Genomic DNA, 26,178 nt, shown 5'->3' on the forward strand with positions numbered 1-26,178 from the left:
CTTTATCGGAGGCTGATTTACTAGGTGGTGGTTCAAAAAGTAGGCTAAATTAAACATACCCATGATTGATGTAAAAGAAAGCTAAATCAAAGGCTTTAAAGTGATTTTCCAGTTTTTTAGAAAAGTTACAACTTCGCCTAAATGCTCGCCTTACTCGATGTCTGATAGTGCAATTATTACCTTCAATGCCGACCGTGAAAAACTTGCCAATGACTTGGGTAAAGCCCTTAAAACCAGTAACAAAGCTATCCCAGGTATCACTAGCGATTCTAGCACAACTTACGCCTAGGGCTTTCAGCTTAGCTTTAAGCTTTTTGACAGTGTTAAGGTCTCGTTTTCCCCACACATAGGCAACAATTTCACCTGTGTCACGGTGATAGGCATAAATTAGCCATTGTTTGTTGGTTTTTTTACCTACGAATGTCCAAAGCTCATCAATTTCAAGACAGTCGTATTGCCTTTGCTTGGGGGTTATTGGGTAGTGACACTTTTTTAGGGTGGCTAGTACTTTGCCTTTGCTGATTCTCTCAACGCAAGCGATGTCTTTTATGCCACTGCCTCGAACCATAAGATATCGTATTTTGCTATCTTTTTGGGAGTGACATCCTTGGTACGTTAAGGCATGGTCTCCAATAAACTGCCGTTTGCAGTCTTTGCATTTATAGTTTTGTTTACCATAGCTTTTGAAGCCATTTTTCTTTATATTGTCACTTAGACAGGCTGGGCATTTGATGTATAGTGTGATGTGCATTTCACTATTTTATCAATTTCTCAGCCTGTTTTTTTCCCAGCCTACTTTTTGAACCACCACCCGGATTCAGATACCTTTATGAATAAAACAACTTTTAAAATATCGAAAATGGACTGCCCTTCGGAAGAGAACCTAATCCGAATGAAGCTAGATGGCAATTCGGATATTGAATATCTTGAATTCGACATTCCTAATCGTCAATTAACCGTATTTCATCATGGTAATGTTGAAAATATACAGCATGCTATTCATGACCTAAATTTAGGCGACACCCTACTTTCAACCGAAACTATTGACCCCTCTAATTCAAATGATAATATCGAAGTCAAAACTAACGCTAATCATGAAAAAGACGCGGAGCAACGTAAGCTACTGTGGATAGTGCTGGTTATTAACTTTGCCTTCTTTATTATCGAAATGAGCACTGGGCTGATTTCTCGTTCAATGGGATTGGTTGCCGACAGCTTAGACATGTTAGCAGATAGCTTCGTGTACGGAATCAGCTTGTTTGCTGTTGGTGGAACGGTTGTAAAGAAAAAACGTATTGCTAGAATTGCTGGATATTTTCAAATCACGCTAGCGATTCTCGGCTTTTTAGAAGTAATAAGACGTTTCTTTGGCAATGAGCAGTTACCTGACTTTTCTACCATGATTGTTATATCGATTCTTGCTCTGATTGCAAACTCAATCTGCCTTTATATATTGCAAAAATCGAAGAGTAAAGAAGAGGCTCATATGAAAGCCAGTATGATTTTCACTTCAAACGATGTGATTATCAATTTAGGGGTGATTGTTGCAGGTGTTCTGGTGAATTGGTTAAACTCGAGTACCCCTGATTTAATTATTGGGAGCATCGTATTTGCTTTAGTTATTCAAGGCGCCTTTAGAATACTAAAGTTAAGTAAATAGCTGAGCCTAGTAGCTCAAGCAAATAGCCCAAGTAAGTAGCTTAATCAAACCGCTAAGTGTAAAGTAGCTAGGTTTGAAGGAAACAAACATCATAAGGATATGAGACCTCGAGCAGGTGGTGGTTCAAAAAGTAGGCTGGGAAAAAAACAGGCTGAGAAATTGATAAAATAGTGAAATGCACATCACACTATAGGCTAATGATAGGGCAAAAGCGCGGCGACCAGTCCCATAATTCAAAAGCCTGTTATAGATAGTTCCATATTAACAGTCTATTTTGAGTAGTCTGTTAATAGGTTTAAAGGGTGAAATAGCTGGTTCCTTTGGGGTATACCCTTATTTACTGACCAGTTTTATGAGGCCCCTATAATGCTGCCACCCCAAACAACCGACCAATCAATGATGTTGCGACCATAGCGAGCACACCCCATATCACAACTCTAGACGTAGCAGGAATAACAGGGGCACCGCCCAAGCGCGCTGATATTATGCCAAGTAGCGCTAAGCCTACTATCGTTAAAGTCGCGAGTGACCAAACCAGTGTTTGTGCTGGCAAAAGTAAAATACCAATAATCGGTAATATGGCGCCCGCAATGAATGACAATCCAGAAGCAACTGACGCATGAATCGGCTTAGCTTGACTCAGATCTGTCAAACCAATCTCATCTCGGGCATGCGCCTCTAGTGCATCATGCTCAGTCAAAGCTATGGCAACTTGATGCGCTAAGACATGATCCAGTCCACGTTTCTCATAAATTTTGGTGAGCTCAAATAGCTCGCGCTCAGCATTATGAGTCAGTTCATGCAACTCTTTATCCAGATCCGCTTTTTCGGTATCAGCTTGAGACGATACTGAAATATACTCACCAGCTGCCATCGATAGAGCACCTGCGGTTAACGCGGCCATCCCTGTCAATAGCAGTGTTTGACTATTTGCACTTGCTGCAGCGACACCGACTAATAGACTCGCGGTTGAAATCAGTCCATCATTGGCACCAAGTACTGCTGCCCTAAGCCAATGATTGCGATTGCTTAGATGAGCTTCGTCGTGAATAGAATGATGCATAGCATAGATACCCTCAAACGATTTAGACATAAATTAGAATATGTCAGTGTAGCCTATAATGACACACCAATTTCCACATAGTTACCTTGCTTGCTTTAAAGCGATTATTCGATAGGTTATTAGTAAAAAGACTATTGTTTGACTGCCGGCATAAAATAATAACAAAGGCAGCGCGCGACTGTCTGAGCCCACCATAAACACATGAATACTGATGAACATATACGCCATAAAGGTCAAAAAGTGTAGCCAGCGCCATGCTGATTGACCAATATACTGCTTAATATAAAAACTAAACGCACAGATAAATAAGAACCAAAACCCCAACTGCCCCAAGGCCACGCCCACACGCTCAGTCTGAAAACCAAAAGGCATTAGCACCTGCCATAAGTTCAGATTTAAGAAATTATCTGCTAATAAGATACCAGCATGAAACGCGGCAAAGCCTACGGCAATCAGGCTTAGATACTGATGTAAGACAAATACCCGCGCTGCATTAAAGCGCTTGCCTAAACGAGTGCTTAACAACAAGCCAAAAATGACTGCCAACCAAAATAACGTATAAGCGATAACACCGCTTGCCCGTGATAAATACCAAAAGTGTTTATCTGTGCTGGTCAGTAGCTGAGATACCGTCTCTCCCCAAGTTAACGACGCATAACCACCAACTCCGATAGCAATGCTTAACGTTAAGCCAACCCATAGAGCCTGAGTGAGAACATTAGTATTGGAAGCAGTATGACTGCTGGTAGGATGGTCTGTATGCATGACTATGCTCCTATGAATGGCTTTACTTAATGTATTGATATCTAGCGCATGTCGCGTGATAAATTAACTAGCAAGCAGGTTTGGACGCATGGCAGAAGTCACCATCACTTTGTTATCCCTATCTATTAACAACGCCGCAATATGGTGTTTGTTGAGCCACGCCACGGCTGCTTTAACACCAAGAAGCACGCAGTATTTGGCGTATACCTCCGCCGTCATCGCATCTTTCGCCAGTACCGTTGCAGTTAGGACGTCACTTGTTACTGGACGCAAGTCATGCGGATGGATCAAATGATGTTGCCAGCGGCCGTCGTGCAACCAGCGACGATAATCTTGCCCAGATGTGGCGACAGCCCCAGAGCTGAGCTTGAGGATCGCCACATCTTCATCATTGTGAACGTGCTCACTATTGGCAAAATACGGCTTGGCAACAGCCACTCCCCAAGACACCGGTTTATCTGTTGGGTTTTTTGGAACACCAATCGCGATATCCCCACCCATATCGACTAAGCAGGGAATATGCCAGTCATGAACTCGGCTAATATTTTCCGCCAACTGCATGGCGCACCACCCTTTGACATATCCATTCAAATCCAGTGCCATGCCAGCTGGCAGATATACTTGATGTTGTCTGTCAGCTAACTGGCGAAGCTGAATACCTTCTATCTGCTGATTGGCATGGTTAGCACTTGTCGTGTCTTGCACGTTTGTAGGGGTGCTTACGCTAGTAACAGGTAATGATGGCACAGACATTTTGGGCAAGGTCTCAAATGAATGCTTATAGCCTGCGTCCCATAGAGGGTGCAATAACGTTGGTGTTACTAAGCCTTGAGTCTTTGAGACAAAGTGAATGGCACGCTGCAACACCTCAAATAATTCTGAACTCACCTCAGACCATTGGTCGCCACGGTTATTCAGTCTCATAAGCTCACTGCTGTCATCAAAACGACTGAAGATATGTTCCCAGTCAGCTAAGCGCTGCTGAATATCGTTTGTCAAAAAAGCGACTTGTTGGTCTATTCTCATTTGTGAAGGTTGCGCGCTCAGTCTTGTGGTATTTAAGCTAATTTGAATGTGACAACCCATGGCAAACAGTTTAATCGTTGCCAGTTGCGGTGTTGTTTGATTGGACATATTTGTGTGCATTCAAAGCCCTCCCTTGACTAAACATTCAAACTAAATAATCTGTGGTTTTTCTTATTTATTGAGAAGATCGCGTACGAGCGACAACCCTTATTACCTCAACAGGTGCGACTGCATTGACCTGTCGCAATTGATTGATATCAGCGATGGGCGTTGGCGTGACTGCCCTTTCATCAGACTCAGCAACAGCAGTGCTTATAATGGCAGTGCTCACAGGGGCAGTTTTTTGTTCTTGATTGAGTAGTACCAGCCATCCTGCCATAGTACCTGCAATCGAGACCATCATAATGCTGCTTTTAAGAGCGGCGAAAGGATCTGCTTTTTTAGCCGTTTTTTTGACGGCTGGTGTCGAATGTGATTTGGTATTAGTCATCGTATTCCTCCTCATCATGTTGCTGATAGCTCATGGCGATTAGGCGATCATTCTCTTTATAGTATTTTTTATCGTGTGCTTTGCGATGTTTATCCTCTTTACGTTTATCATCATCGTGGTGCTTATCTTCATAATCGTCATCGTCAAATCTCTCAGCACGATAGTCATTGGTCGCAACCGGATTCAGTACAGTGCCGACACTGGCATCAATATAAGTAGCGCCGCTGTCTAATAGCACCTCATAAGCGACGGTGCCGTTATAATTGACGAGCTCGGGTGAAGCCTGCAATACTGAATTGGGCGCGTCTTGCTGCGCAAGCGCAGTTGCTTGCGTGGCTGTGAGTGCCGCCAGAGGTGATGGATTGGCAAATGGGGATTGCGTGAGAGGGTTTGCCACGGCTTTAAAGGACGATAAATCAGAGGATATAGAGGTAATGTCAGTATTTTGACTCATGGCATTCGCAGCTGATAGTGCGTCATCAGCGCTGGGCGACTGGACAGATAAGGCGATAACGCCACCAAAAAACACTAATGAGGTTGCACCAACAGTCAATAATAAGGGTTTTAATAGAGGTAGGCTCATAAGATTGTACTCCGTCTATATTATTAGGGAATACAACTAGCATACGGGGTAAATATTAACTCAACCTTAAGCCCACGCCGATTAATTTTTATCGTTTTATCAGATGCTTGATATCGCTTTTTTATGTCTTATCGTGACGATAAAGCCAGTTTCTGGTTGAGAGCGGTTAGCAAACTCTAACGTCAGACCGTGCAGCTCTGCTATTCGATTGGCAATGGATAGCCCAAGACCGCTACCTAATTGGCTTTGACCTGCTGGGCGATAAAAGCGCTCGCTTAAGCGCGTCAGTTGTTCTGGCTCGACGCCACTGCCATTATCGACCACTCTAATAGCATTGGTGTCGAGCTGAAGTTCAATCAAAGCGCCCTCGGGACAATAGCGAATGGCATTGTCCAACAGGTTACGGATGAGCAGTTTGAATAAAATTGGATTGATAAGGATGGGTAGAATATCAGCAGGATTGTCACAGTTCACAGTGCGTTTTAATTGCATGTGCTTTTCACGAGCCAGCCGATTGACATCACTGAGTACAATATCCGTTAGCATCAACCAATCCGGACTTTCTAATTGCTCAGGAGGTAATTGTTGTTGCGGTTCTATTTTGGCTAAAATCAGCAGTTGATCGACCAAATGAGTGGCCCGCTCAATGCCATTGCTAATGTTTTGGGCATGATAGAATAGCTGATTATCGTCTTCTACGCCAGATAACTGCAATATCTGCTGCTGTAACAAATCAGCTTGTAGCTTTAACGCCGCAAGCGGGCTTCTAAGCTCATGTGAGGCATCGGCGGTAAAGCGCTGCTCACGTGCTAGGGTATCCGCGACTTTTACAAACAAGACATTTAAGGCGCTCACTAACGGTTGGATCTCTTTGGGCACGTCCGCTGTGATGGGGCTATCATCTTGCGGTTGACGCTGTTCAAGCGCACTACTAATCTGAGTTAACGGCATAAACCCCCGCCGGATCAGCCACACCACCAAACCCATAAATGCAAATAGCCCAATCAACATCGGCAGCACTTGCACGGACATGGCATCAGTAATCATCTCTCGGCGAGATTTGAGGTTCTGTCCGACGGCAATGACCCGACCTTCATAGTCATGATCATCATGGACGTAAAATAAACGCCAGCGCTTACTAAAAGGGTTGAGGCGCTGATAGGCAGAATCATGCTCTTCTAAAAACCCATGCTGGTCTGGCAAAAAAGCAAATGATTGACCATTTTCATCAGCCATTAATAGACGGCCTTTTTTATCCCAAATGGCAAAGCCCATATAGTCATCCTCAGCCTCACCAAGATCACCTGATAGCTGCTTACTTTTTAACGCATAGATTTTGGGCGTGTGCTTTTTGTTATCATCCCTTTGCCTATGATGGTCTTTATCGTCCTCTTCTTTGGGGGCGACCCCTATTAAATAACGGGCAACTTGAGTGATTTGGGTGTCATTCATCTCATTGATTTCGTGCCAAAGCTTCCACGCAATAAAGCTTGAGGTAAGCACCCACAGCAAAGGTAAACCAATCAGTAGCGATGTTAATAGCCGTTGCTGAATACTTTTCATAGGCTCACCAAGTAGCAGACAAAGTGGAGGCACCAAAAACAGACCGTTGAATGCCTAACGGTGGTTAATGGTGGTTATGGACTGGATTGAGATAGTAGCCAATACCGCGTTTGGTCAAGATAAAATCATTGCCCAGTTTTTTACGTAAATGATGAATGTGTACTTCAATGGCATTGCTTTCGATATCTTGTTGCCACCCATATAGCTTGTCTTCTAAGCTTGCGCGGCTGTGGATTTGCTTAGGGTGGGTCAGCATTTGCTCTAAGATTGCCACTTCTTTGATGGTTAATTCTACCATTTTGCCTTGATAAGAGACTTGCTGATTCTGAGGCTGATAGGCCACTTCGCCATAACGGACTTCAGGTTGACACCGACCTTGGCTGCGTCTCATCAATGCTTGTAGACGGGCAATCACCTCATCTAATGCAAATGGCTTCACCAAATAATCATCAGCGCCGGCATTGAGTCCTGCCACACGATTGGCAATCGCATCGCGAGCGGTGATAATCAATACTGGCGTATCTATGTGTTTTTCCCGCCAGTTTTTTAGGACGGTCATGCCATCACCTTTTGGCAAGGTCAAATCCAGCAGTACCGCATCAAACATGCCATCTTGCAGCGCCATCTCACCTTGCTTGGCATCACCAAACCAATCCACCATCATGCCATGACTTTTTAAGCCAAGGACAATTCCATCAGCGATGGTGCTGTCGTCTTCTATCAATAATATGCGTGCCATAAGTGCTCCATCGCTTGACTTATTTCATAGTAGTCGGCTTGTCTGTCACCGTTTTTTTGCCCGTTATCATTGATTTAATGAGGTTTTGGCGTTGCCAGTAACTCATGGCAATCGCTGCGATGATATGTAGAGGAACCAGTAGATATAAGCTGTTTGCTAATAACTCATGAATCTCTTCAAGCACCTCTTTATCACCAAACAGCCCTGCTTCCATCAGATAACCGGTTAGTCCTAACCCTATAGTCACAGCCCATAACGATAACATCATCAGTGCGGCCAAGGGGTTATGACCAAGATTCTGCTCATCAACGCGTCGAACGCTTAAATCTGATACATGCCGTTTGAGTCGTTTTGGTGTGGGGAAAAAGCCAGTAAAGCGTGCATAGCGCGTGCCAACCAGACCCCAAAGTAAACGTATGACCACCAGTCCCAAAACGGTATAGCCGACATACTCATGCCACTCACCACCATCTTCGGTAAAAAACAGATTAGCAATAATACCAGCTGCGACTGTCCAATGAGTCACTCTTACTAATAGGTCCCAAACTTTTACTTGCCTCGCTTTAGGCATGTTCGGTACATGTGCAGAAGAGTCGTCCCAATTAATGATGTCTTTTTGGCTCATGGTTGTCACTCCTTAATCATTTGTTTGTTTATTGACAACACCCGCTGCTAAACACTGAAAATCAGCAAGATATCGTAAGCAGACGAGATATCACATCATCTGCCTTATCGCTATTACAACAAACAAATCTTAAGGTGAGCTTAGGACGTTAAAACAGGTAAATCATTGTGCAGCGAACCGGTAGCCTACGTCGTGCCATATACACCACTTAAGAATTATTTAAGAATCAGGCTGTATTATTAGCCATACTTCTCAATAAATACCTACTTGTTAAATCAAGCTTTCTTAACGGCAATAAAATAATTTTTCGGGAGATTCTTATGGCTTTAAAGTCATGGCAAGTGATCGGTAGTGTCGTACTGATCACTTCAATCACTGTACTCATGCAAATTTCCTCTGAAACGTGGATCACATCAGCAACAGTCAGTTTGATAATGGGTGCTTCGGCTTTAGCGTGCATGGCAAGCTCATGCATACTCGCTAGCCGTTGGCACGGTATTGAAAGGCTCTTTGGCGGTCTGGACAGGGTTTATGAAGCGCATAAGTGGATTGCTATATGGGCACTTATTTTCGCTGTCTATCATTTTGTCTTCAAAGCCAAGCTAGACGCTTGGGATCTTGCGCCCATTTTGGAGTTGTCCAAATATTGGACGCGTTTGATGCGTCAACTCAGCCTTGTCGCGTTAGGTCTGATTATACTACTGGCGCTGAATCGCAAAATCCCGTATGGCAACTGGCGTTGGTTGCATAAGTTCTCAGGCCCACTTTTTTTAATCGTTATACTACATTGGCTGAGCTTTGAGTCTCCCATCACACTGACTAGTCCAGCAGGTATTTGGTTAGCACTACTTTGTTCTGTAGGCGTGATTGCAGCATTGTACAAGATGATATTGTACCCATTCATTGCCAAAGCCGGAGAGTATAAGTTAGTCGCTATATCCCAGGGCAAAGCGGCGGTACACTTGGAGTTTGAGCCAGTCCGTAAAGGGTTTCAATTTAAGGCTGGTCAATTTGCCTTTATCTCTCTTAAAGAACCAGGTTTGCACGAGCCGCATCCTTTTACCATAGCTAACGCACCTTCTGATACTGGACACATCCATTTTGTGATTCGAGCATTGGGTGATTATACAAAAAAGCTAAATGAACAAGCCAAAGTGGGTATGTTGGCTGATATTTATGCGCCTCATGGTAATTTTAAACGTATATCAAATGCAGAGCGTGAAATCTGGATTGGTGCCGGAGTAGGAATCTCTCCCTTTATTTCTTGGCAAGAGGATAAAACTATCGGTCATTTTGAACGTGCCACTCTGATATATTGCTTCGATCCTGCGCGTGTTTTTCCAAGTGTTGAGCGTATGCAGGAGATGACAGAACAGTCTGGAGTAGATTTCGTAGCCAACCCAAGTGGCAGTAATGCCATGGCTGAAACCATTCGGCAAGTCGCCAGTGAAGTTAATCCAAAGCAGATTCAGATTAGTTTTTGCGGTCCAAAAGGGCTTTTAGGAAAAGTACAAGAGTTAATGAAAGAAAATGGTATTCCTGCCAAAAATATTCATTATGAGTTTTTTGATTTTCGCTAGAACACGTACAATTTGCCGTGCTTAACACAAACCCAATAAGACAAATGGCACGCTGGCTCAAGTCATAAAGTCATCGGTGCTAGTGCTAAGTAGGCGAACGACAATGGTATACAGATTAATTTAAGTCATCGAACGTTGATCAGGAGCCTGGTGGTTTAAAGGCCGTCTTATACTTAATGGTCTACAGTGACTTAACATGAAATGGATATACCGCCATTTCATGTTAAAAAGGACACTACTGTGTACACGGAGCTACTATAAATAACTAGGAGTGATGATAACAATAGCGTACAACCGAATATTCAAGTCCTCACTAGGGAACCGAACCAGTTAGAGCGCCTGATTGGTTCACAATAGGCATACCCTTATTGAGCTGTTTCCTACTAAAGTTTATTTACCTGCCCTAAGAACAATATAGCATCGGTTTTATTGTCTTTAATCATAAACATAAAGGGATGGTCGGCTGTAATTTCGGCTTTATGAGTCGCCATAACAAGTTGTACACCAATCCCCGTTGCTGCTGCGGCAACCGTGCCTTTTTCGTCAACTTCAACCACCGCTTTATGGATAACAGAATCTACTTTTAACGGTAGCTTGTCATTGAACAAGCTGTAGTTAGCACGACTATCAAAAGCGATGGGCATTCCCATATTGGCCGAGCCTTTCCTAAAAAGTGTGTAACTGCTTATAATCCACTAACAGGAGAATAAGCAATGACTAACCAATCTGACATCAAGAAACTGGCTGAGCAAATGGCTAGCAGCATTAACAGCTTCGATGATATCAAAGACTTTCAGAAGCAACTCATGCAATCCTTATAGATCAAATTATAAATTATGCAAAATTTCTTGAACCAACATGTATTTTATATAGTATATATTATATATATAAAAAATTTTTCTCCTACCAAACCTTACTCTATATACCTTATACATTATTTATATACTATCTACTAGATATAACGCATAGGTGACTTAGAAAATTAGCAGACTTACAACCCTATGCTAATGATACTTCATCACCGCATAGGTGACTTAGAAAATGCTGAACAAGAAAGCGAGCTATGCAAACAGCTTCATCACCGCATAGGTGACTTAGAAATTGTATTGATATAGTTAAGTCACTTACTAATACTTCATCACCGCATAGGTGACTTAGAAATTTGTCCTCGCCGCCAGTAACAGACATTCCCACTTCATCACCGCATAGGTGACTTAGAAGTCTCGCAAAAAGACTGATTAAACGCTAAGCTTTTGACATAGAAAAAAATAACAAACAATAAAAAACCAGACAGCCTAGGCCATCTGGTTATCAAGTATTATCAAATACCTACCTACTAACCGTAAGCTGTCCCCCAGAAAAACTGATGCATCCATCACAAAACCAAGATTTATGTTGTCTTGCATGGGGGATATCTGCTGGCACATCGAGTTGATAAGGACGACCGCAATACTCGCAATGTATATCACCCAAATAAACCTGGCATTTTGCAAGCGTAGCAAACAACTCATCAGACCTTATATTGTAATCGTAGCAAAGTATCTTTAGATGAGCGATATAGTCATTGGGTGATACGTATGACCAATACTGATAGCACAAACGCTTTGCTACATCATCTAGGCTTGAGTCGAACACAAAGTTAACACTCATGATATTCTCCTCGTTAGTAGCCATAACCAGACGGCGGTAGTAGCTCGTAAATCTCGCTTTGTAGTTGAACATACATATCATCAACCAAATATCCAAGACTCGCATCCAAGCGCTTCTGTACCCATATACGTATTGCCATATGGTTATCAAAGCAAGGCTTGATTTCTAAAAAGCGTGCTAGATTATAACCAGGTTGAATACACAAATCATAAATCAACATATTAGCGATAGTATGGGCATCCTCACTGACATAGCCATTAGGCTTAAACTCGGCAAATAGCTTATCGTAATCAATAATTTTCATTTTTACGTCTCCTTGTCAGTAGATAATTGAGCCATCTGGCTTCGATTTACGAGCGCCTCAAAAGCGCTACCATCCTGCCGTGTCATATTTGGTACATAGCGACTATAAGTGTTAAATAACATCTTAGTCGTTGAGTGCCCCATTTGACTGGCTATCCACTCAGGACTCTCACCTGCCGCCAACCACAAAGTCGCTGCCGTATGGCGTGTTTGATAGGCGTTACGCTTCTTCAACCGTAAAACTTTAAGTGTGGGATGCCAAATACGCTTATTCACATTGTTATAATCCAATGGCTCACCCGTATGTGAGCAAAACACATAATCCGAACGCCTATAGGAGATTTCTTTTTGCTCTTTCAGCGCATCATAGACCCATGGAGACATCTGAATAGCACGATAAGACTCCTGTGTTTTAGGAGGAACAATCTTGCCTTTGACTAACGCCTGCTTAATGACAATTTCACGACGATTAAAATCAACGTTATCCCATGTCAGCCCATCAATCTCACTAGTACGCATACCTGTAAAAAATCGCACCAGATAATAATGGCGATAATCCTCCCTCACGCCATTAATAAACGTCCAAACCTCCTCCAGTGTGAGAGGCTGAATATCAGTTTTAGGCTGTTTGAGTGCCTTGATATCATAATAAGGGTTATCAAACTTATAGCGTTTAGCGGCTTCTTTTAGTATCATACCTAAAGGTACCATTATAGAATTGATGCGTGCCGCTGACAGATGTTTGTTAGCTTTTCCGTACGTTACTTTGCCGAGCGATGAACGGAAGGCTAATACATCTGTCTTTTTTATGAGATGAATGGGTTTAGTACCAAACTCAGGAAGCAAATACATATCAATAATCTCCTGTATTTTGCGCTTGTAAGTATCGCGCCACTCAATTTCTTTTTCAGAAAACCACAGTGTTGCGAACTGCTTGAAGGAAGGAACGTTGGTATTAATACATTCCTTACGATCGTTCAAAGCCACCATTTCTGCAGCCTTATCACTTTTCGGAAAGTATTTAGCATAATTAAAAATACCTAACCTAATTTCGGCTTCCATATTCAAAATAATACTTTCAAGCTTTTTACGATTTGCCGGAGTATCTATCAGGTTTGTCGTCTCCCGACAGCGTTTGCCCATATAATAAAAATCGACTATAAGCCTCTTATTTCTGCTTCTAATGCTAGCCATCATATTTCTCCTTATTGCAATGCCATGGCGTTGATGCTACCGGTGATACCAGTACGCATGTCTTTTTCAATTTCTTCCCAAACGTATAAAATCTTGCGACCACCAAAAGGACGTATGTAATGAATGCCTTCAATAAGTACGCTATCCTTAAGCTCATTACGGATCGTGCGCGGATTGTATTTGATACGCTCAGAAAGCTCTTGGGTTGTCAGGTAAGTATGTGACATAATAGATTCCTTGTAAGTTAATTAAGCTACTTTACGAGTCTATCGAACATTAATGTACTTCTATAAAACAACAAAGTACTTCGATACGCTTAATATACCGTTATTTGTTATTCGATACAAGTACTTTTTATGAAATAAAGGTTTTTATTATGATTGTGTCTAATTTGCCAGTTTTATTAGCAGAGCGCAGAATGAAGGTTGCTGATTTGATAAGGATGACAGGCATTAGTAAATCTACAATGCACAAAATCTATAATGAACAGACTTCGCGAATAGATTTTGAAACCATGGATAAGATTTGTGAAGCACTAGATGTGGGTGTGGGTGAATTATTTACTTATATCCCTAACAAGGCATCAGAAGAAGTTAAATAGGTGGTAAAGAAAAGTTTGGAGTAGAGGTCAAATATCGGAGAAGACAAGATAGTGATATTTTAGGTTGGTCACGTTTTAGTCACCATTTGGTCACCGAGCTTTTTTAAGAAAAAAGAATACTGATAAAAATAGAGCAGCTACAACACGAATCAAATAGAAGTTTTGCGCTACAACCCTTATAAAATGGGCATAAAAAAAGCCCCAATCATAAAGATTGGGGCTTTCGAATCTGGTAGGCGTAACTAGATTCGAACTAGCGACCTCTACCATGTCAAGGTAGCGCTCTAACCAACTGAGCTATACGCCTATTTAGGTCATGCATTTTAGCAAGTTTTTAAAACTTTGCAAGCCTTTTCTATCACAATATTAACTTATTACCATAATAGTTAATATTGGGCTTTTTATTGAATCAATCAAATGAGCTTTAGTCCTATCTGGCTATTTTTACTTATCAAAGATAGGCTTCGATTTTGAGAGGCAATCACAATTTTTTATGAAGTCCAAACCTCACTCAAGCTTGTGCTTAACTTAACGGTTTTACACCAAACTTATATAGTCATAATTGCTTTTAGCCTGCTTTATATCTCTTAAGTCTATATCCACTTCTACGATTTCTTGTGTGGAACCAAGTTTTTTAATAATCTCTCCAGTTGGAGAGACAACAAGGCTTTCGCCAACAAACTCTCCCCCATGCCCTACGCCCACAGTATTACAGGTAATTACAAAGCATTGATTCTCAATGGCACGCGCCTGAGTCAGTACATAATGTGCATTTGCGTAGGGAGACATATTGCCGTTGGGCATAAAAATAATTTCTACACCTTGTTTTGCCAGTGACCTCGAACCTTCTGGAAATTCTAGCTCAAAGCATATCTGAGCACCGCACACCACGTCATCAATTTGAACGACTGAAAAAGCATCACCTTTGGTAAATACGCCATCATCATCTAGCCAGAGCTTTGACTTTCTATGCTTATGAATGACTTCTCCATTTTTTATAAAAAACATGAATTATAAAAAGACTGACCTTGTCTCTCGATATGGCCAATGATTATTGTCGAAGCGGTCTTTTTGCTTGCTATCAGTATGTCTTGAAAATGCGCTTCTGACTGGCGCCACAACTCTTTGATATTATCTTGTGTTGGAAAACCAGTAAGCGCGAGCTCGGGGAAAATCATAAAACCCTCGCAGCCTTTATGATCTTCAATTGACTTCAATATCAAGGCGTTATTTACTGATACTTGATAATCAGTGATATCAATCTGATTAATAACTATTTTCATGATGCTTCCTCTTTTATCCTCTCAACCAAAAAGTCTACGGCCGCTTTTACTTTTGGCACTAAATAGCGCTGTTTTTGATATAGTAAATAAACGGCCATATCAGCATGTTGCGTGATTGCCAATTCATGCTCAAACTTAAGCGCTTGCAACTGCCCTGATTCAAGATATGACGCTAACGCCCAGCGAGTTGACATCAGAATGCCCTCACCCTCACAGGCTTTTCTCGCCAGCCATGGCCCATTATTGGAAATTGCGACCGCTTGCCCTGAGACATCATGCCATTGACCATCCACATGACATAACCAAGGCGTCGGCCCTGTCGGCGCTTTAAAATACAGACCGTTATGTTGCTTTAACTCCATCACATTTTTAGGCATACCGTATTTTTCTAAATAGCTTGGTGAAGCGACAGGGATAAACTCATTATCCATGAGTCTTATCGCTAATACACGCTCATTAGGTGCGTAACCACCGCGAATAGCGATATCAACATCATCACGTCCCAGCGTTGATAATTCATCACTTAAGCTAACATCTAGAACAATCTCAGGGTATAACGCGCTAAATTCATCCAACAATGGCAATAGGATTTTTTCACCAAAGCCCACCATCGAACTAATACGTAAACGTCCCATTGGCGTGGTTTGGTAACTGCGCACCGTTTCATGGCTTTGCTTTAACTGACTTAGTATTTGCTGTACATCGTTATAATAAATCTGCCCCACTTCTGTCAGTTTGACGATGCGGGTCGAACGCTTTAATAACGTCGCATCCAAACTCTTTTCCAAATCAGCAACTCGCCTTGAGAGCGATGAGGGCGGCACATCAAACACTTTTGCCGCTTTGGTAAAGCTACCCGTTTCGGCAACTTTACTGAAATAGCGTATTGCCCGTAATTGATCCAACTCACTTCCCCCTTTAAGAAACACCTACGCATTTTCGCTCTATTATTGTCTTAAAAGCAATAGTGATTCACATTTACCCTTATATACAAGCCAATTAAAACCAGTAATAATAGATTCAACTTAGACATTGCAGCTTTAGTTTCGTTTCTCCGGCAATGCTTCGGCAATAAAAACAACAACCACCTTAATAATGGATAACTGACTGATGATTACTTTGCACGGTTTTGCTGCTAGCAACTATTACAACCTAGTAAAACATGTCCTTTTATATAAACAACTGCCATTTCAAGAAAATCTAGTCTACGGTGGTAGTGACGAGTTACTGGCAGTTAGTCCAGTTGGCAAAGTACCTGCTATCACAACGCCTGAGGGCCTTAATCTATCAGAATCGAGTGTCATTTGTGACTTTATCGAAGAGCGTTACCCTGACACTCCTCTATACCCTACAGATGCTGGCGAACGTGCGGTTGTGCGTCAAATCATGAAGATAGCAGAGCTTTATTTAGAGCTGCCAAGCAGACGCCTGATTCCTTTTGCCTTTTCAGGTACGGCTATTCCTAAGCCTGTTGCAGCGGAAGTACGTCAAGTATTAGAGCGTGGCATTGTTGCTTTAAATCGCCTAAGTCAGTTTTCACCTTGGATTGCTGGCGAGCAATTTACCATGGCAGATATCTACGTTTATTACGTTAGCACCATTGTTAGCAATTTTGCCTCAAAGCAACTTGACTGGGATGTATTAGCAGAGATAGCAGGTATGAAAGAGTGGAACGAAGCGATGAGTCAATCTGCTATTGCTCAAAAAGTAGAAGCAGATCGCTTGGCAAACATGCCTGAGTTTATGCAAAAGGTGAAAGAGCAAATTCAAGCAGTCAACGCAGTCAACGCCGATTAGCTTTAGCATTAAAAGAATAAGCTCAAACTAAGCTTTATTTAAATTCAACAACACATACTTTGACCAATATAAAAAGTGATTGGTTTAACATCATTAATTATTTGCAGGAGCAAAACACAATGTCAGATACAAACACCCAACTGGTTTCAACCATCAGCGCAGACAATAAATTAACCTTATCTTTGCAAGACATCGATATGCCGCAGCCAAGTGCTGACGAAGTCGTTGTACGCATTGAAGCCGCGCCATTAAACCCGTCTGACCAAGCGGTGTTGTTTAGTGCCGCTGATATGTCCACAGCGACTCAGTTAGGTACAGAAGAGCGTCCCGTTATCACAGCGGACGTTCCCGCGCAGTTCATGCCAGCGCTGAAAACGCGTGTTGGTAAAGACACACCTGTGGGCAATGAAGGCGCAGGAACCGTGGTTGCAGCGGGCTCATCACCTGCAGCACAAGCATTGATGGATAAAACAGTAGCGGTGATTGGCGGCGGTACTTATCGTCAATATTTATCTGCTAATGTACAAAGCTGCTTAGTATTAAAAGACGGCACAACCGCTAAAGAAGGCGCTTCCTCTTTTGTGAATCCGCTGACTGCACTGGCAATGGTTGAAACCATGCGTGCCGAAGGTCACAAAGCCATCATTCATGCGGCAGCTGCCTCTAGCTTGGGTCAAATGCTCAACCGTATTTGTATGGCTGATGGCATTGATTTAATCAACATCGTACGCAAAGAAGAACAAGAAACCTTGCTACGTAATATGGGCGCAAAATACGTGGTTAACTCAAGCAAAGATTCTTTCCTTGCTGACTTAACGGCAGCAATTGTTGAAACAGGTGCCACGATTGCATTTGACCCTATCGGTGGCGGTAAACTAGCCAGCGATATCCTGAACTGTATGGAAGCGGCAATCACTCGCGATGTCGAAGAATACAATGTGTATGGCTCTAATACATTCAAACAAGTTTATGTTTATGGCGGATTAAACCGTGGCCCTATTACGCTAAATCGTAACTTCGGTTTTGCTTGGGGTGTTAACGGCTTCTTGTTATTCAATGCACTAGGCAAACTAGGCACTGAAACGGTCATGTCGATGCGTAAACGTGTAGCAGAAGAAATCACCACCACCTTTGCTAGTCGCTACACCCATGAAGTGTCATTGGCAGAGGCGCTACAATTAGATTCGATAGCAGCTTACTCTAAACAAGCGACAGGCGAGAAATATTTAATCACCCCACAAAGCTAGTGGCTGTAGAAATAATAGATTTTTAGATTGTAAAAAAGCAGATACTATTTACAGTATCTGCTTTTTTTGCTTGTATAGTCAAAATACCCTTCAAACGCTACAGTATTGCTGATATCAATTTTTTGTAGCCTCTGTCTGCGCAGGCACAGCAAGCAAGGAAAATTGATATCAGCAGTGCGTGATGTATTGATACTGCTTTTCACTGACTATATATAACTGTGGTTGTATATGAGATTAATAATATACTAAAAATCTATTTTATATTGCCTCTCTAGGTGCAGGCGGCACAGAGTAAGTTCCTACCACGTGAGCGACTATGTCGCTTGTGCCTTCCGAATAGAGAGAAACCTCACCTACTATCAGCGTGCGCCCTACTTTCATCAATGTACAATCAGCCATGATGCGTGCGTCCGCTGAGGGCTTACGTAAAAAATTAATCGTCAGACTGGTCGTCACTGTTAATGGCACTATGCCTATCCTGCCTAGAATTGCCACATAGATAGCCACGTCAGCGATACTCATTAACACAGGTCCAGATACTGTACCGCCTGGACGCAGCTCATCTATGCCAATATCATGGGATAAGGTCGCACCCTTATCGTCTACTGCCTCGACCACACATTTGGTTTGGGGAAACTCTGTTGCCATAAAGGCGATGATTTCTTCTTTAGTTGCCGACATACATACTCCTTGTATTTAACTGTCCTTATTATTGGCTTACCCACTTTTCTGATTAGGGCGCGTGCTCATTTTAAAAACGATAGCTAATAGCTAATTATTTTCTATAGCGAGTCACCTTCTATTGCTCGTGTCGTCATTTTTACGCCGCCATAAGTCACCAAAACGACACCAACCGTTATCAACGAGGCACCCAAGAATAATCCCTCAGGTGGCGCCTCACCTTGCAAAAAGATAGCCACTGGCACACCGACGACTGCACCTACTGCCCCCAGCAAGCTTAGTAGTACAGGCCCTCCTGTCTTTTGTAGCAAAAACAACAACAAAAACTGCCCAGCAAATACGCAAGCTTGCATGACAATCACAGCAATCGGTAACCACTCTCCTCGCGGTACAGCCACGGAGAAGTTGGATAATATAGCAAACATCAATAACAGTAACGCCGCTGCAATCAACATCCCCGGTGCAAGTGCATTGGGAGATGCGCCCTTAGGCCAGCGTAGGGTTCGATAGATATTACCAATGGCTAATAAAACGGGACCACAAAGCGCCATCAAAATCCAAAACATACTGGCATCTGGGGCAGAGAATTTATGCACCGCCAATACACCTGCCCCGCTCAGCGCTGCTGCTACACCAGCAGCACGAATGATGGTAAAGCGCTCCATCCGCAAAGTCAGTGCAGCAAGATAAGTAAGTAACGGCGGCAGCGAGATAATGAGCGCGACAAAACCTGCACCTACATGCGGAATAGCAGAAAACAGCAATAAGTTGGAACCAGCCACACTGACCAAGGCGGCGACAAAGTAATACTCAACGCTGCGTCTGTTGAAAGGGGGCAGCTCATGTCTTATCAGAGCGACAACCAATAATATAATGGCAGCCCCCACAATCGACCAAAACAGAAACGCTAATGGTGTCAAACCAATGTCACCAGCATACTTTGCTAAGTTGGTAGATATGCCAATCAGTGCTCCCCCAGCTACCAAGCAAGCAATGGGTATGAACCATGCATTCTTACTATGAAATACCTGCTGCACTGTGGATTTACTCATTAACTGTCCTATGAGGGGTAGCTCTATAGAGAGGATTCTATGCAGTGGCGATACTCATGTTGGCTTACCTGGCTGCTTTTTTCGCTTACGAACCAGCAGCTCATTTTGCTCAATCTGTTCTATCTCTAGTGGCGTCAGTCCTTTTTTCTTTTGCTGAAGATAGCGCAAGTAAGCAGGTATATGCGTTTTACCCAGATACTTGTCGAGATAAGGTAAAAACCCAGCATAGTTGCCTTTGAATTTGGCGTGATGAAAATCGTGATAGACAGGGCCCTCATAGACGGGGAATAAGTGCGCAGGATTCCATGGAATGTCATAGCCGATATGCCCATCCGCGCCTTCGATTTGACGCAAAATCACCCAAATCCAAATCACATAAATATGCGCACCGATGACGATTGGCCCAACCAAGGTAAGGGTCGCCGTTAGCGAATACTCTACCCAATGCATATAGTTACCATTGATACCGCACGTGTTGCGGATACGGTGATGTACGCTATGAATGTTTCTGAGCAGCCATTTATTTTCATGCATATACCGATGCATCCAATAATACAAAAAATCATCTAGCAGCACGAAAAACAGCAATTGCGCGATGATAATGTACCAAGCGGGCAATGCCCCGTTGTGCACACCAGTCAGCTTTAGCAGAGGCCAGCCAATAACCAACAAGGATGCCAAAATAATATTATTGATGACAATGCGTCCGATAGAAGGCAGTAAAAACTTCTTCATCTCAAACGGTTTTTGTTGAATCTTATATTTACGCAACGATACAGGGTCCAACCAAGCAACCACCGTCCATGGAATCGCCACTGTCAAAAAAGCTGCCATGCTGATGGCAAGTGTCGCCATCGGAAACTGCCAAAACCAAGGGTCATTATAAAACCCTTGCCAATATGAGAACACATCCATGTTTCACCTATTGATTGTTATGATATAAACAAAAATAAACCGCCCACTACCTATAGAGGTGGAGATTTCTGCCTAAACTAATTCAAACGTATATATGAAAAACCAAACCGTTTTTTGGCTATGCTCGCCTTTCATTCACTCATTGCTTCAGCGCGGCTTGATTGTTTCAGGTAAGCGGGTGACTGCAACCGTTGCTGCATCGATGGCACCTGCGATATAGCCAGGAAAGGCCACTGACCACTCACTTGCGCTACCTATTAAACAATCTTGCCAGACGCCTGTCTCTGGCATAGTAGCAGGTGCTACGGCGTGTTGACCATCACCGTTGGCATCCGCAGGAGTCGCTGTGAATATGTCAGTCGCCCAATCTTTAATATATTCAGCGGTTGGCGCAGCTGCCGCCTCACCAAACAATCGCACCAATTGCGCGCGGCAATGGGCTTTTAGCCCTGTTGCAGAGACACTTTGGCGCACGTGAGTAGGAATACCAAAAAATCCAAACAATGCACCCTCTCCATACAGTGCCGAGGCATCATGAATCTCTGTTAAAGGCCCCACCCCACTGCGCGCTGATCCTGACAATCCTTTTTCTCGCCAAAACGGTGTTTCATATACCGCCACATACTTGGCATGTGGCGCCATCCATGTGGGCGTCTGCTGCCATTGTTTTGCTAAATCAATCGGCAAGGCCGGCTCAAACGCTATACTATGAGTCACCAAGCGCGGCGGCATTGCCAGCAATATATGCTGCGCGTGATAAGCGGTCATTTGACCAGTTGATATATCTGTAGAATTGTTTTCGCTCTCGATTTCTATATAGTGCTCAGTCTTGTATGAACTACCCACCACCTAAAGAGGTGGCGGTTTCTTAGGTAATACCCATACTTGATACGATGTTTTGTATCAGCGGTTAGGCAAATGGACTAAGCTAACCCCGTCGCACCGACGGTTTTGATTGTTGCCAGCCTTAGTCCTTCGTTGAGGATGTTGATACTGGCGTTGATGTCTCTATCATGCTTTTGCTGGCAACTCGGACAATTCCATGACCTCACCTGTAATGGTAGCTCAGCCTTAGTCAGTAAGTGCCCACAGCCTGAGCAGGTCTTAGAAGATGGATACCATCGGTCTATTTTGACAAGCGTTTTGCCGTACCATTCAGCCTTGTAGTTCAGCATGGCGGCAAAGGTTGACCATGAGCTGTCTGATATGGCTTTAGCAAGCTTTCTATTCTTAACCATGCCTTTGACGTTTAAGTCCTCAATCGCAATCACATCGTGGTTTTTGATGAGAGTGAATGAGAGTTTGTGTAGAAAGTCTTTTCGGATATTGGTTATTTTCTCATAGACCTTAGCGACTTTAACTTTTTGCTTTTGATAGTTGCGGCTGTCAGACAGCTTGCGTTGATTCGCTTTGGCCACTGCTCTACGCTTGGCCAGTATTTTCTGTTCACGTGCAAGCTTATCTTGTAGCCTCGATAGAAACTTAGGATTGGCAACTTTTGTACCGTCCGATAGGGCGATAAAGTCTGTCAGTCCTAAATCAATGCCGATGTTAGAGTGGGTTTTTAGCAACGGCTCTACGATAGTTTCAACCAATAGGCTGACGTAGTATTTGCCTGATGTGGTCTTGGATACTGTCGCTGACTTGATTAAGCCACTTACCTTACTTGGGAACTTAGCGGGGATATGACCAATTTTAGGCAGTTTAACGGTATTGTTTGTGACCGCTACTGTGCCCTTTTGGTTATTGGTGGTGTAGCTGTCACGATGGCCTTTTTTCTTGAACTTAGGGAAGCCTGAGCCTTTGAAGAATTTACTATAAGCGGCTCTTAGGTTTTGCTGGACGTTAGCCAGTGCTAAGCTATCGACGTCTTTGAGCCATTCAAATTCTTTTTTATAGTGAGCAGGAGTATTTTTTAATTCGGTCTTGGTTTTTTTATAGTGCTCAATCTTATCATTAAGCATTTTATTCCAAATAAAGCGTGTGCAACCAAATGATTTAGCAAAGAATGTTTGCTGTTCTTCATTGGGGTATAATCTTACTTTATGGGCTTTTAGGATTTGTTTTGGCATGAAGCTATTGTACCATATCAAAAGTCTGACGCATTCATCCCTCTACTTTAGAAGTAGGGGATTTCTGCGCTGAAAATGTTAAACGCCGTACCGTTTGATTGGTCATGATACGCCTCCCATCCAAATGAGCATATAAAGCGTCAATGAGTGATGCCATACCACCTTCAAGACGCATAGAAGGTGGCGCACTCTGATAACCTTGCGTACGCATCGGCAGCTGATGGGTAGTGCGTTCAACCATCATCTCGCCCTCTTCGAACTGCGCAAAACATGACAGATTAAGCGCATCAATAACTTGGCTTAACTGCGACTGATACTCTGGCCAAAACCAAGATGGTCCTAAGTCAAAGCCTTCATTTGTTTTTTGCTCACCAGAACTCGAGCTTTTAATAGGCATCTCTGTTGACGACTTATCGGTTATTGCCTTATCTACTGACGACTTGGCAGTAGCGATACGTCCACCCAATCTATCACGAGCCTCTAGCAAGATATAATCAATACCTTTTTGCTGCAACAAAAACGCTGCATATAAGCCGCTTAAGCCACCACCGACAATCACCACAGGGACCTGTTGCATGTCAAAACCCTCTTTTACCGCTTAAGCTGCCATTTGCTAACAATACTGACTTTCATCATAAAGGTTATTCAGCCAAAAGCTTAGCAAGCAATTCGTCTATCTCAACCTTAAACTCTTTATCTTCGATTTTATTGGCTGTGATCTTGGCATTCTGTAGGTTTTGGATAGCAGCGTCTTTTTCACCCATCTCAACTTGTAACACCGCCATAGAGAACGCAATCGATGACATATGGTCTTTTGAATTGATGGCAGTGGCTTTCGCGAGCGCCTTCTCGTAAATAACTAGGGCTTCATCTAAATCCACCGTAAAATCAGCCAGTGTTTCCCATTGCTCTGGATGGTCTTTATCGCTATTTTCATTATCGGTACAGATTGCTTTTAGCTCTGCATATAGTGCATCGAACTCTTCTTGATTGCCTTTACGGTCAGCCTCTAGCAAGTCTTCAGCTAAGGTGTAAATGGCTTTATAAATTTTGGTATTAATCATTGCTTATAACCTTTTATTTACGAGGGCATATAGTGCTTGATTGGGATTATAACGCAAATCGATAAGCTATAATGATTGGCACAAAAAAAGGACACGATAATCGACATCACGTCCTCTTTTTTAACCTTTGACCCAGGGCGTGTCCTCATGTTAAAAATGGTGATAAAAATGAGATAAATTGCGGTCAAACAAGAAAAATAGCGCAGATAATATCGATATATTAGTCAGCTATTTGACGCTATTTGGCAAGAATTAGTCATTTTTAACCCATTTAGGTTATTATCGATTGAATTGAGGACACGCCCTAGACAGACAATCACCGTAATACTTTTTTGCCCACGTCAGATAGTCAAGATATGACTGGATAGTATGGCCATCGCTAACTCGATGTTAATACCGTCAAACCAGCCCCCTTAGCGCCGCAAAAGGAATCAAACCATTCAAAAAATACATCAGGGTCAATCACTTCCTCTGGCGCAAATACGCCGTTTTCTTTTAAGTGACCATGGTGTAATAGTGGCAAAAACAAAGCATGTGGTATCCCTGTGATTGTCGCCATACCGCCCGTCGGATAGTGTCTAATAAAAGCGCCAGATGTCATGTTTTGACCGTCTTTACACCCCTTAGCATAAGCCAAGAGAGCTGGAGTCTCTTCGTGAAAACCCTCTGTTATATTAACTTCAGTATCATGAGATTGCTGGACTTGTCTATTAGCCAACTCCTTATTAACCAACTCATTGTTAACCGACCCTTCATTACTGTCCTTTTTATCGCCTTTGTTAGTCAACATGAGCGCGGCTTCATCGACACTCATTTGCCCCGCTGCCACCGCACCCGCTATCTGCTGCAAACTGTCAACAATATTATGCATACCCAACATACCGTTGTAGCTGTTTTTTAATGCAGGAAAACGGCGCCTGAGTGTGATGGCTTCAGGATGTCCTAATGACCAAACATCGAGAGCACCGAAGTTGGGGAAAGCGATTTGTGAATGTTCCAAGGGTGTCGTATCAATTATCTCGCCATCCTGCAACACTCTGATCTTCTCTGACAAACAGTGTACTAAGTGCACCGCTGCCGCATCCACCTGTCCTGATTTAGCGGGTCGGTTAAACCCATCGTTGGCATTAACTGCGCCAGAAAGCCTCCATGCAGATACGATAGTATCAACCTCATCTAACGCAGTGGCCGCCTTTACACAAAGCAAATTTGCAATGCCTGGACTGGCACCCAACCCTATGACTGCCGTGACATTATTTTGCTGGGCGCGGCTGCTTAATTTCAGCATTTCAACAGTAGGCTGCCAGTCATCACAGATATCACTATAGTGCTTACCTTCATCAATCGCTGCCGTCAAAACTGGCACACCAAAACGGAAAAAAGGCCCTGCTGAATTTAGCACCACATCCACGTCACGAATAGCCTGTCGCAAACAATTATCATCTGTTACGTCTAAATATATCGAGCGCACCCGATCATCATTTAACGAATCAACAAAATGCTCAGCCAACTCCTTATCAATCCCTGCAACGACAATCTCACTGACAAAGTCATACGTCAATGCTGCACGCACAGTGGCACGGCCCATACCGCCACTACCGCCAATTGCTAATACTTTCATAACTTGCTTCCTTGCTATTATTATTTGCCTTCTTAAATTAAAATTACTTAAGCTAATCTAACCAAATCACAACTCTCGCCAGTGCAACCATAAGCGTGTGTCCAACTCAAACTGATGATAATCTGGCTCCATGTGACAGCATAATTGATAAAAAGCCTTGTTATGCTCATGCTCTTTAAAATGCGCCAATTCATGTACAACTATCATACGTAAAAACTCAGGCGGCGCTTCTTTAAATAAGCTCGCCACGGTGATGCTGTTATGGGATTTTAGCTTACTGCCTTGTACACGAGATTGCGTAGTATGAATGCCCAGCGCATGCTTAAGAACTTTTAACTTACTGCTATAACTGACATTCGATAATGGACCAATCTTACGCATGGATTGGTTTTTTATGTCATTTATGTATTGATACAGCGCCTTATCGCTTTGCACTTGGTGCCGATCAGGGTATTTATTTTCTAGATACTCTCCTAGCCTACCATCATTAATGAGCAGTGCCGCTTGAGTTTGAATTTGCTCAGAGTAATGAGCGATGTACTTGAGTGTGGTCACAAATTTATCCTTTGCTAATGCTTATTTTTCTAATACCTTGTTTGCCACT

General features: G+C 42.9%; 28 protein-coding genes, 1 tRNA gene, 1 pseudogene and 1 CRISPR repeat array. Of the genes and pseudogenes, 5 read left to right on the forward strand and 25 right to left on the reverse strand.

Features of this window, described 5'->3' with window-relative positions; translation table 11 throughout:
• Positions 1-49 precede the first annotated feature (49 nt).
• Positions 50-751, reverse strand: coding sequence for an IS1-like element ISPssp2 family transposase (locus tag QL919_RS00605; protein ID WP_011959554.1), 702 nt, complete (start codon positions 749-751; stop codon positions 50-52).
• 78 nt (positions 752-829) lie between these two features.
• Between QL919_RS00605 and QL919_RS00610 the strand changes: the two genes are divergently transcribed.
• A complete protein-coding gene (locus tag QL919_RS00610) occupies positions 830-1,660 on the forward strand; it encodes a cation transporter (protein ID WP_011959978.1) in 831 nt (276 codons plus the stop codon).
• 361 nt (positions 1,661-2,021) lie between these two features.
• Here the strand turns inward: QL919_RS00610 and QL919_RS00615 are convergent, their stop codons facing one another.
• From QL919_RS00615 to QL919_RS00650, 8 genes are all read right to left on the reverse strand, one after another.
• Complete coding sequence (locus QL919_RS00615) at positions 2,022-2,723, reverse strand: VIT family protein (RefSeq protein WP_011959977.1); 702 nt, start codon at positions 2,721-2,723, stop codon at positions 2,022-2,024.
• 81 nt (positions 2,724-2,804) lie between these two features.
• Positions 2,805-3,488 carry a hypothetical protein gene (locus tag QL919_RS00620; RefSeq protein WP_011959976.1) on the reverse strand — a complete coding sequence of 228 codons (684 nt, stop codon included), beginning with the start codon at positions 3,486-3,488 and terminating at the stop codon, positions 2,805-2,807.
• Positions 3,489-3,551: 63 nt separating this feature from the next.
• Positions 3,552-4,634, reverse strand: coding sequence for an FAD:protein FMN transferase (locus QL919_RS00625; RefSeq protein ID WP_011959975.1), 1,083 nt, complete (start codon positions 4,632-4,634; stop codon positions 3,552-3,554).
• Between the two features lie 55 nt (positions 4,635-4,689).
• On the reverse strand, positions 4,690-5,004 hold the full coding sequence (locus QL919_RS00630; protein WP_020444569.1) for a hypothetical protein: 315 nt from the start codon (positions 5,002-5,004) through the stop codon (positions 4,690-4,692).
• A complete protein-coding gene (locus tag QL919_RS00635; RefSeq protein WP_011959973.1) occupies positions 4,997-5,587 on the reverse strand; it encodes a PepSY domain-containing protein in 591 nt (196 codons plus the stop codon). Before QL919_RS00635 ends, QL919_RS00630 begins: the two co-directional genes overlap by 8 nt.
• A 99-nt stretch (positions 5,588-5,686) precedes the next feature.
• Positions 5,687-7,150, reverse strand: coding sequence for an ATP-binding protein (locus QL919_RS00640; RefSeq protein ID WP_011959972.1), 1,464 nt, complete (start codon positions 7,148-7,150; stop codon positions 5,687-5,689).
• 64 nt (positions 7,151-7,214) lie between these two features.
• Positions 7,215-7,889 carry a response regulator gene (locus tag QL919_RS00645; RefSeq protein ID WP_020444568.1) on the reverse strand — a complete coding sequence of 225 codons (675 nt, stop codon included), beginning with the start codon at positions 7,887-7,889 and terminating at the stop codon, positions 7,215-7,217.
• 19 nt (positions 7,890-7,908) lie between these two features.
• Complete coding sequence (locus QL919_RS00650; RefSeq protein WP_020444589.1) at positions 7,909-8,514, reverse strand: cytochrome b/b6 domain-containing protein; 606 nt, start codon at positions 8,512-8,514, stop codon at positions 7,909-7,911.
• A 320-nt stretch (positions 8,515-8,834) separates the two neighbouring features.
• On the opposite strand from QL919_RS00650, the gene QL919_RS00655 reads away from it, so the two are divergent.
• Complete coding sequence (locus QL919_RS00655) at positions 8,835-10,094, forward strand: ferredoxin reductase family protein (protein ID WP_020444588.1); 1,260 nt, start codon at positions 8,835-8,837, stop codon at positions 10,092-10,094.
• A gap of 383 nt (positions 10,095-10,477) precedes the next feature.
• Here the strand turns inward: QL919_RS00655 and QL919_RS00660 are convergent, their stop codons facing one another.
• The 4 genes from QL919_RS00660 to QL919_RS00675 form a co-directional block, all read right to left on the reverse strand.
• A complete protein-coding gene (locus QL919_RS00660) occupies positions 10,478-10,744 on the reverse strand; it encodes a serpin family protein (RefSeq protein WP_011959968.1) in 267 nt (88 codons plus the stop codon).
• Between the two features lie 303 nt (positions 10,745-11,047).
• Positions 11,048-11,316: direct repeats of the CRISPR family, unit length 28 nt; unit sequence CTTCATCACCGCATAGGTGACTTAGAAA.
• A 441-nt stretch (positions 11,317-11,757) separates the two neighbouring features.
• Entirely contained in the window at positions 11,758-12,048 is a 291-nt protein-coding gene (locus tag QL919_RS00665) for a hypothetical protein (RefSeq protein ID WP_011959966.1), read from the reverse strand.
• 2 nt (positions 12,049-12,050) lie between these two features.
• Entirely contained in the window at positions 12,051-13,241 is a 1,191-nt protein-coding gene (locus QL919_RS00670) for a DUF3596 domain-containing protein (RefSeq protein ID WP_041773283.1), read from the reverse strand.
• Positions 13,242-13,252: 11 nt separating this feature from the next.
• Positions 13,253-13,468 carry a hypothetical protein gene (locus QL919_RS00675; RefSeq protein ID WP_011959964.1) on the reverse strand — a complete coding sequence of 72 codons (216 nt, stop codon included), beginning with the start codon at positions 13,466-13,468 and terminating at the stop codon, positions 13,253-13,255.
• Positions 13,469-13,617: 149 nt separating this feature from the next.
• On the opposite strand from QL919_RS00675, the gene QL919_RS00680 reads away from it, so the two are divergent.
• On the forward strand, positions 13,618-13,842 hold the full coding sequence (locus QL919_RS00680) for a helix-turn-helix transcriptional regulator (RefSeq protein ID WP_041773282.1): 225 nt from the start codon (positions 13,618-13,620) through the stop codon (positions 13,840-13,842).
• A 230-nt stretch (positions 13,843-14,072) separates the two neighbouring features.
• Here QL919_RS00680 and QL919_RS00685 read toward each other — a convergent pair.
• From QL919_RS00685 to QL919_RS00700, 3 genes and pseudogenes are all read right to left on the reverse strand, one after another.
• Positions 14,073-14,149 (reverse strand) — tRNA-Val (locus QL919_RS00685).
• A gap of 230 nt (positions 14,150-14,379) precedes the next feature.
• A pseudogene (locus tag QL919_RS14135) lies at positions 14,380-15,125 on the reverse strand (carbon-nitrogen hydrolase family protein).
• Positions 15,122-16,030, reverse strand: coding sequence for a LysR family transcriptional regulator (locus QL919_RS00700; RefSeq protein WP_290187689.1), 909 nt, complete (start codon positions 16,028-16,030; stop codon positions 15,122-15,124). Before QL919_RS00700 ends, QL919_RS14135 begins: the two are co-directional and overlap by 4 nt.
• Positions 16,031-16,235: 205 nt before the next feature.
• On the opposite strand from QL919_RS00700, the gene QL919_RS00705 reads away from it, so the two are divergent.
• The gene (locus QL919_RS00705) at positions 16,236-16,922 is read left to right on the forward strand and encodes a glutathione S-transferase family protein (RefSeq protein ID WP_290187690.1); all 687 of its coding nucleotides are present in this window, start codon (positions 16,236-16,238) and stop codon (positions 16,920-16,922) included.
• 119 nt (positions 16,923-17,041) lie between these two features.
• Positions 17,042-18,169: a zinc-binding dehydrogenase gene (locus QL919_RS00710; protein ID WP_290187691.1), complete on the forward strand. Its 1,128-nt coding sequence runs from the start codon at positions 17,042-17,044 to the stop codon at positions 18,167-18,169.
• 258 nt (positions 18,170-18,427) lie between these two features.
• Here QL919_RS00710 and QL919_RS00715 read toward each other — a convergent pair whose 3' ends face one another.
• The 9 genes from QL919_RS00715 to QL919_RS00755 form a co-directional block, all read right to left on the reverse strand.
• Complete coding sequence (locus QL919_RS00715) at positions 18,428-18,850, reverse strand: PaaI family thioesterase (RefSeq protein ID WP_290187692.1); 423 nt, start codon at positions 18,848-18,850, stop codon at positions 18,428-18,430.
• A gap of 101 nt (positions 18,851-18,951) precedes the next feature.
• Positions 18,952-19,902 carry a DMT family transporter gene (locus QL919_RS00720; RefSeq protein WP_290187693.1) on the reverse strand — a complete coding sequence of 317 codons (951 nt, stop codon included), beginning with the start codon at positions 19,900-19,902 and terminating at the stop codon, positions 18,952-18,954.
• A 54-nt stretch (positions 19,903-19,956) separates the two neighbouring features.
• The gene (locus tag QL919_RS00725; RefSeq protein WP_290187694.1) at positions 19,957-20,817 is read right to left on the reverse strand and encodes a sterol desaturase family protein; all 861 of its coding nucleotides are present in this window, start codon (positions 20,815-20,817) and stop codon (positions 19,957-19,959) included.
• Between the two features lie 147 nt (positions 20,818-20,964).
• The gene (locus QL919_RS00730) at positions 20,965-21,663 is read right to left on the reverse strand and encodes an FAD-dependent oxidoreductase (RefSeq protein ID WP_290187695.1); all 699 of its coding nucleotides are present in this window, start codon (positions 21,661-21,663) and stop codon (positions 20,965-20,967) included.
• A 77-nt stretch (positions 21,664-21,740) separates the two neighbouring features.
• Positions 21,741-22,889, reverse strand: coding sequence for an IS200/IS605 family element RNA-guided endonuclease TnpB (tnpB, locus tag QL919_RS00735; RefSeq protein ID WP_290187696.1), 1,149 nt, complete (start codon positions 22,887-22,889; stop codon positions 21,741-21,743).
• 34 nt (positions 22,890-22,923) lie between these two features.
• Positions 22,924-23,466: an FAD/NAD(P)-binding protein gene (locus QL919_RS00740; protein WP_290187697.1), complete on the reverse strand. Its 543-nt coding sequence runs from the start codon at positions 23,464-23,466 to the stop codon at positions 22,924-22,926.
• Positions 23,467-23,530: 64 nt separating this feature from the next.
• Positions 23,531-23,953 carry a tetratricopeptide repeat protein gene (locus QL919_RS00745; RefSeq protein ID WP_290187698.1) on the reverse strand — a complete coding sequence of 141 codons (423 nt, stop codon included), beginning with the start codon at positions 23,951-23,953 and terminating at the stop codon, positions 23,531-23,533.
• 379 nt (positions 23,954-24,332) lie between these two features.
• Positions 24,333-25,574, reverse strand: a complete 1,242-nt coding sequence (locus QL919_RS00750) for a saccharopine dehydrogenase NADP-binding domain-containing protein (RefSeq protein WP_290187699.1) — start codon at positions 25,572-25,574, stop codon at positions 24,333-24,335.
• Between the two features lie 66 nt (positions 25,575-25,640).
• Positions 25,641-26,129 carry a M48 family metallopeptidase gene (locus QL919_RS00755; protein ID WP_290187700.1) on the reverse strand — a complete coding sequence of 163 codons (489 nt, stop codon included), beginning with the start codon at positions 26,127-26,129 and terminating at the stop codon, positions 25,641-25,643.
• Positions 26,130-26,178 lie beyond the last annotated feature (49 nt).

This window comes from Psychrobacter sp. APC 3426 (assembly GCF_030408035.1).
Lineage (GTDB): Bacteria > Pseudomonadota > Gammaproteobacteria > Pseudomonadales > Moraxellaceae > Psychrobacter.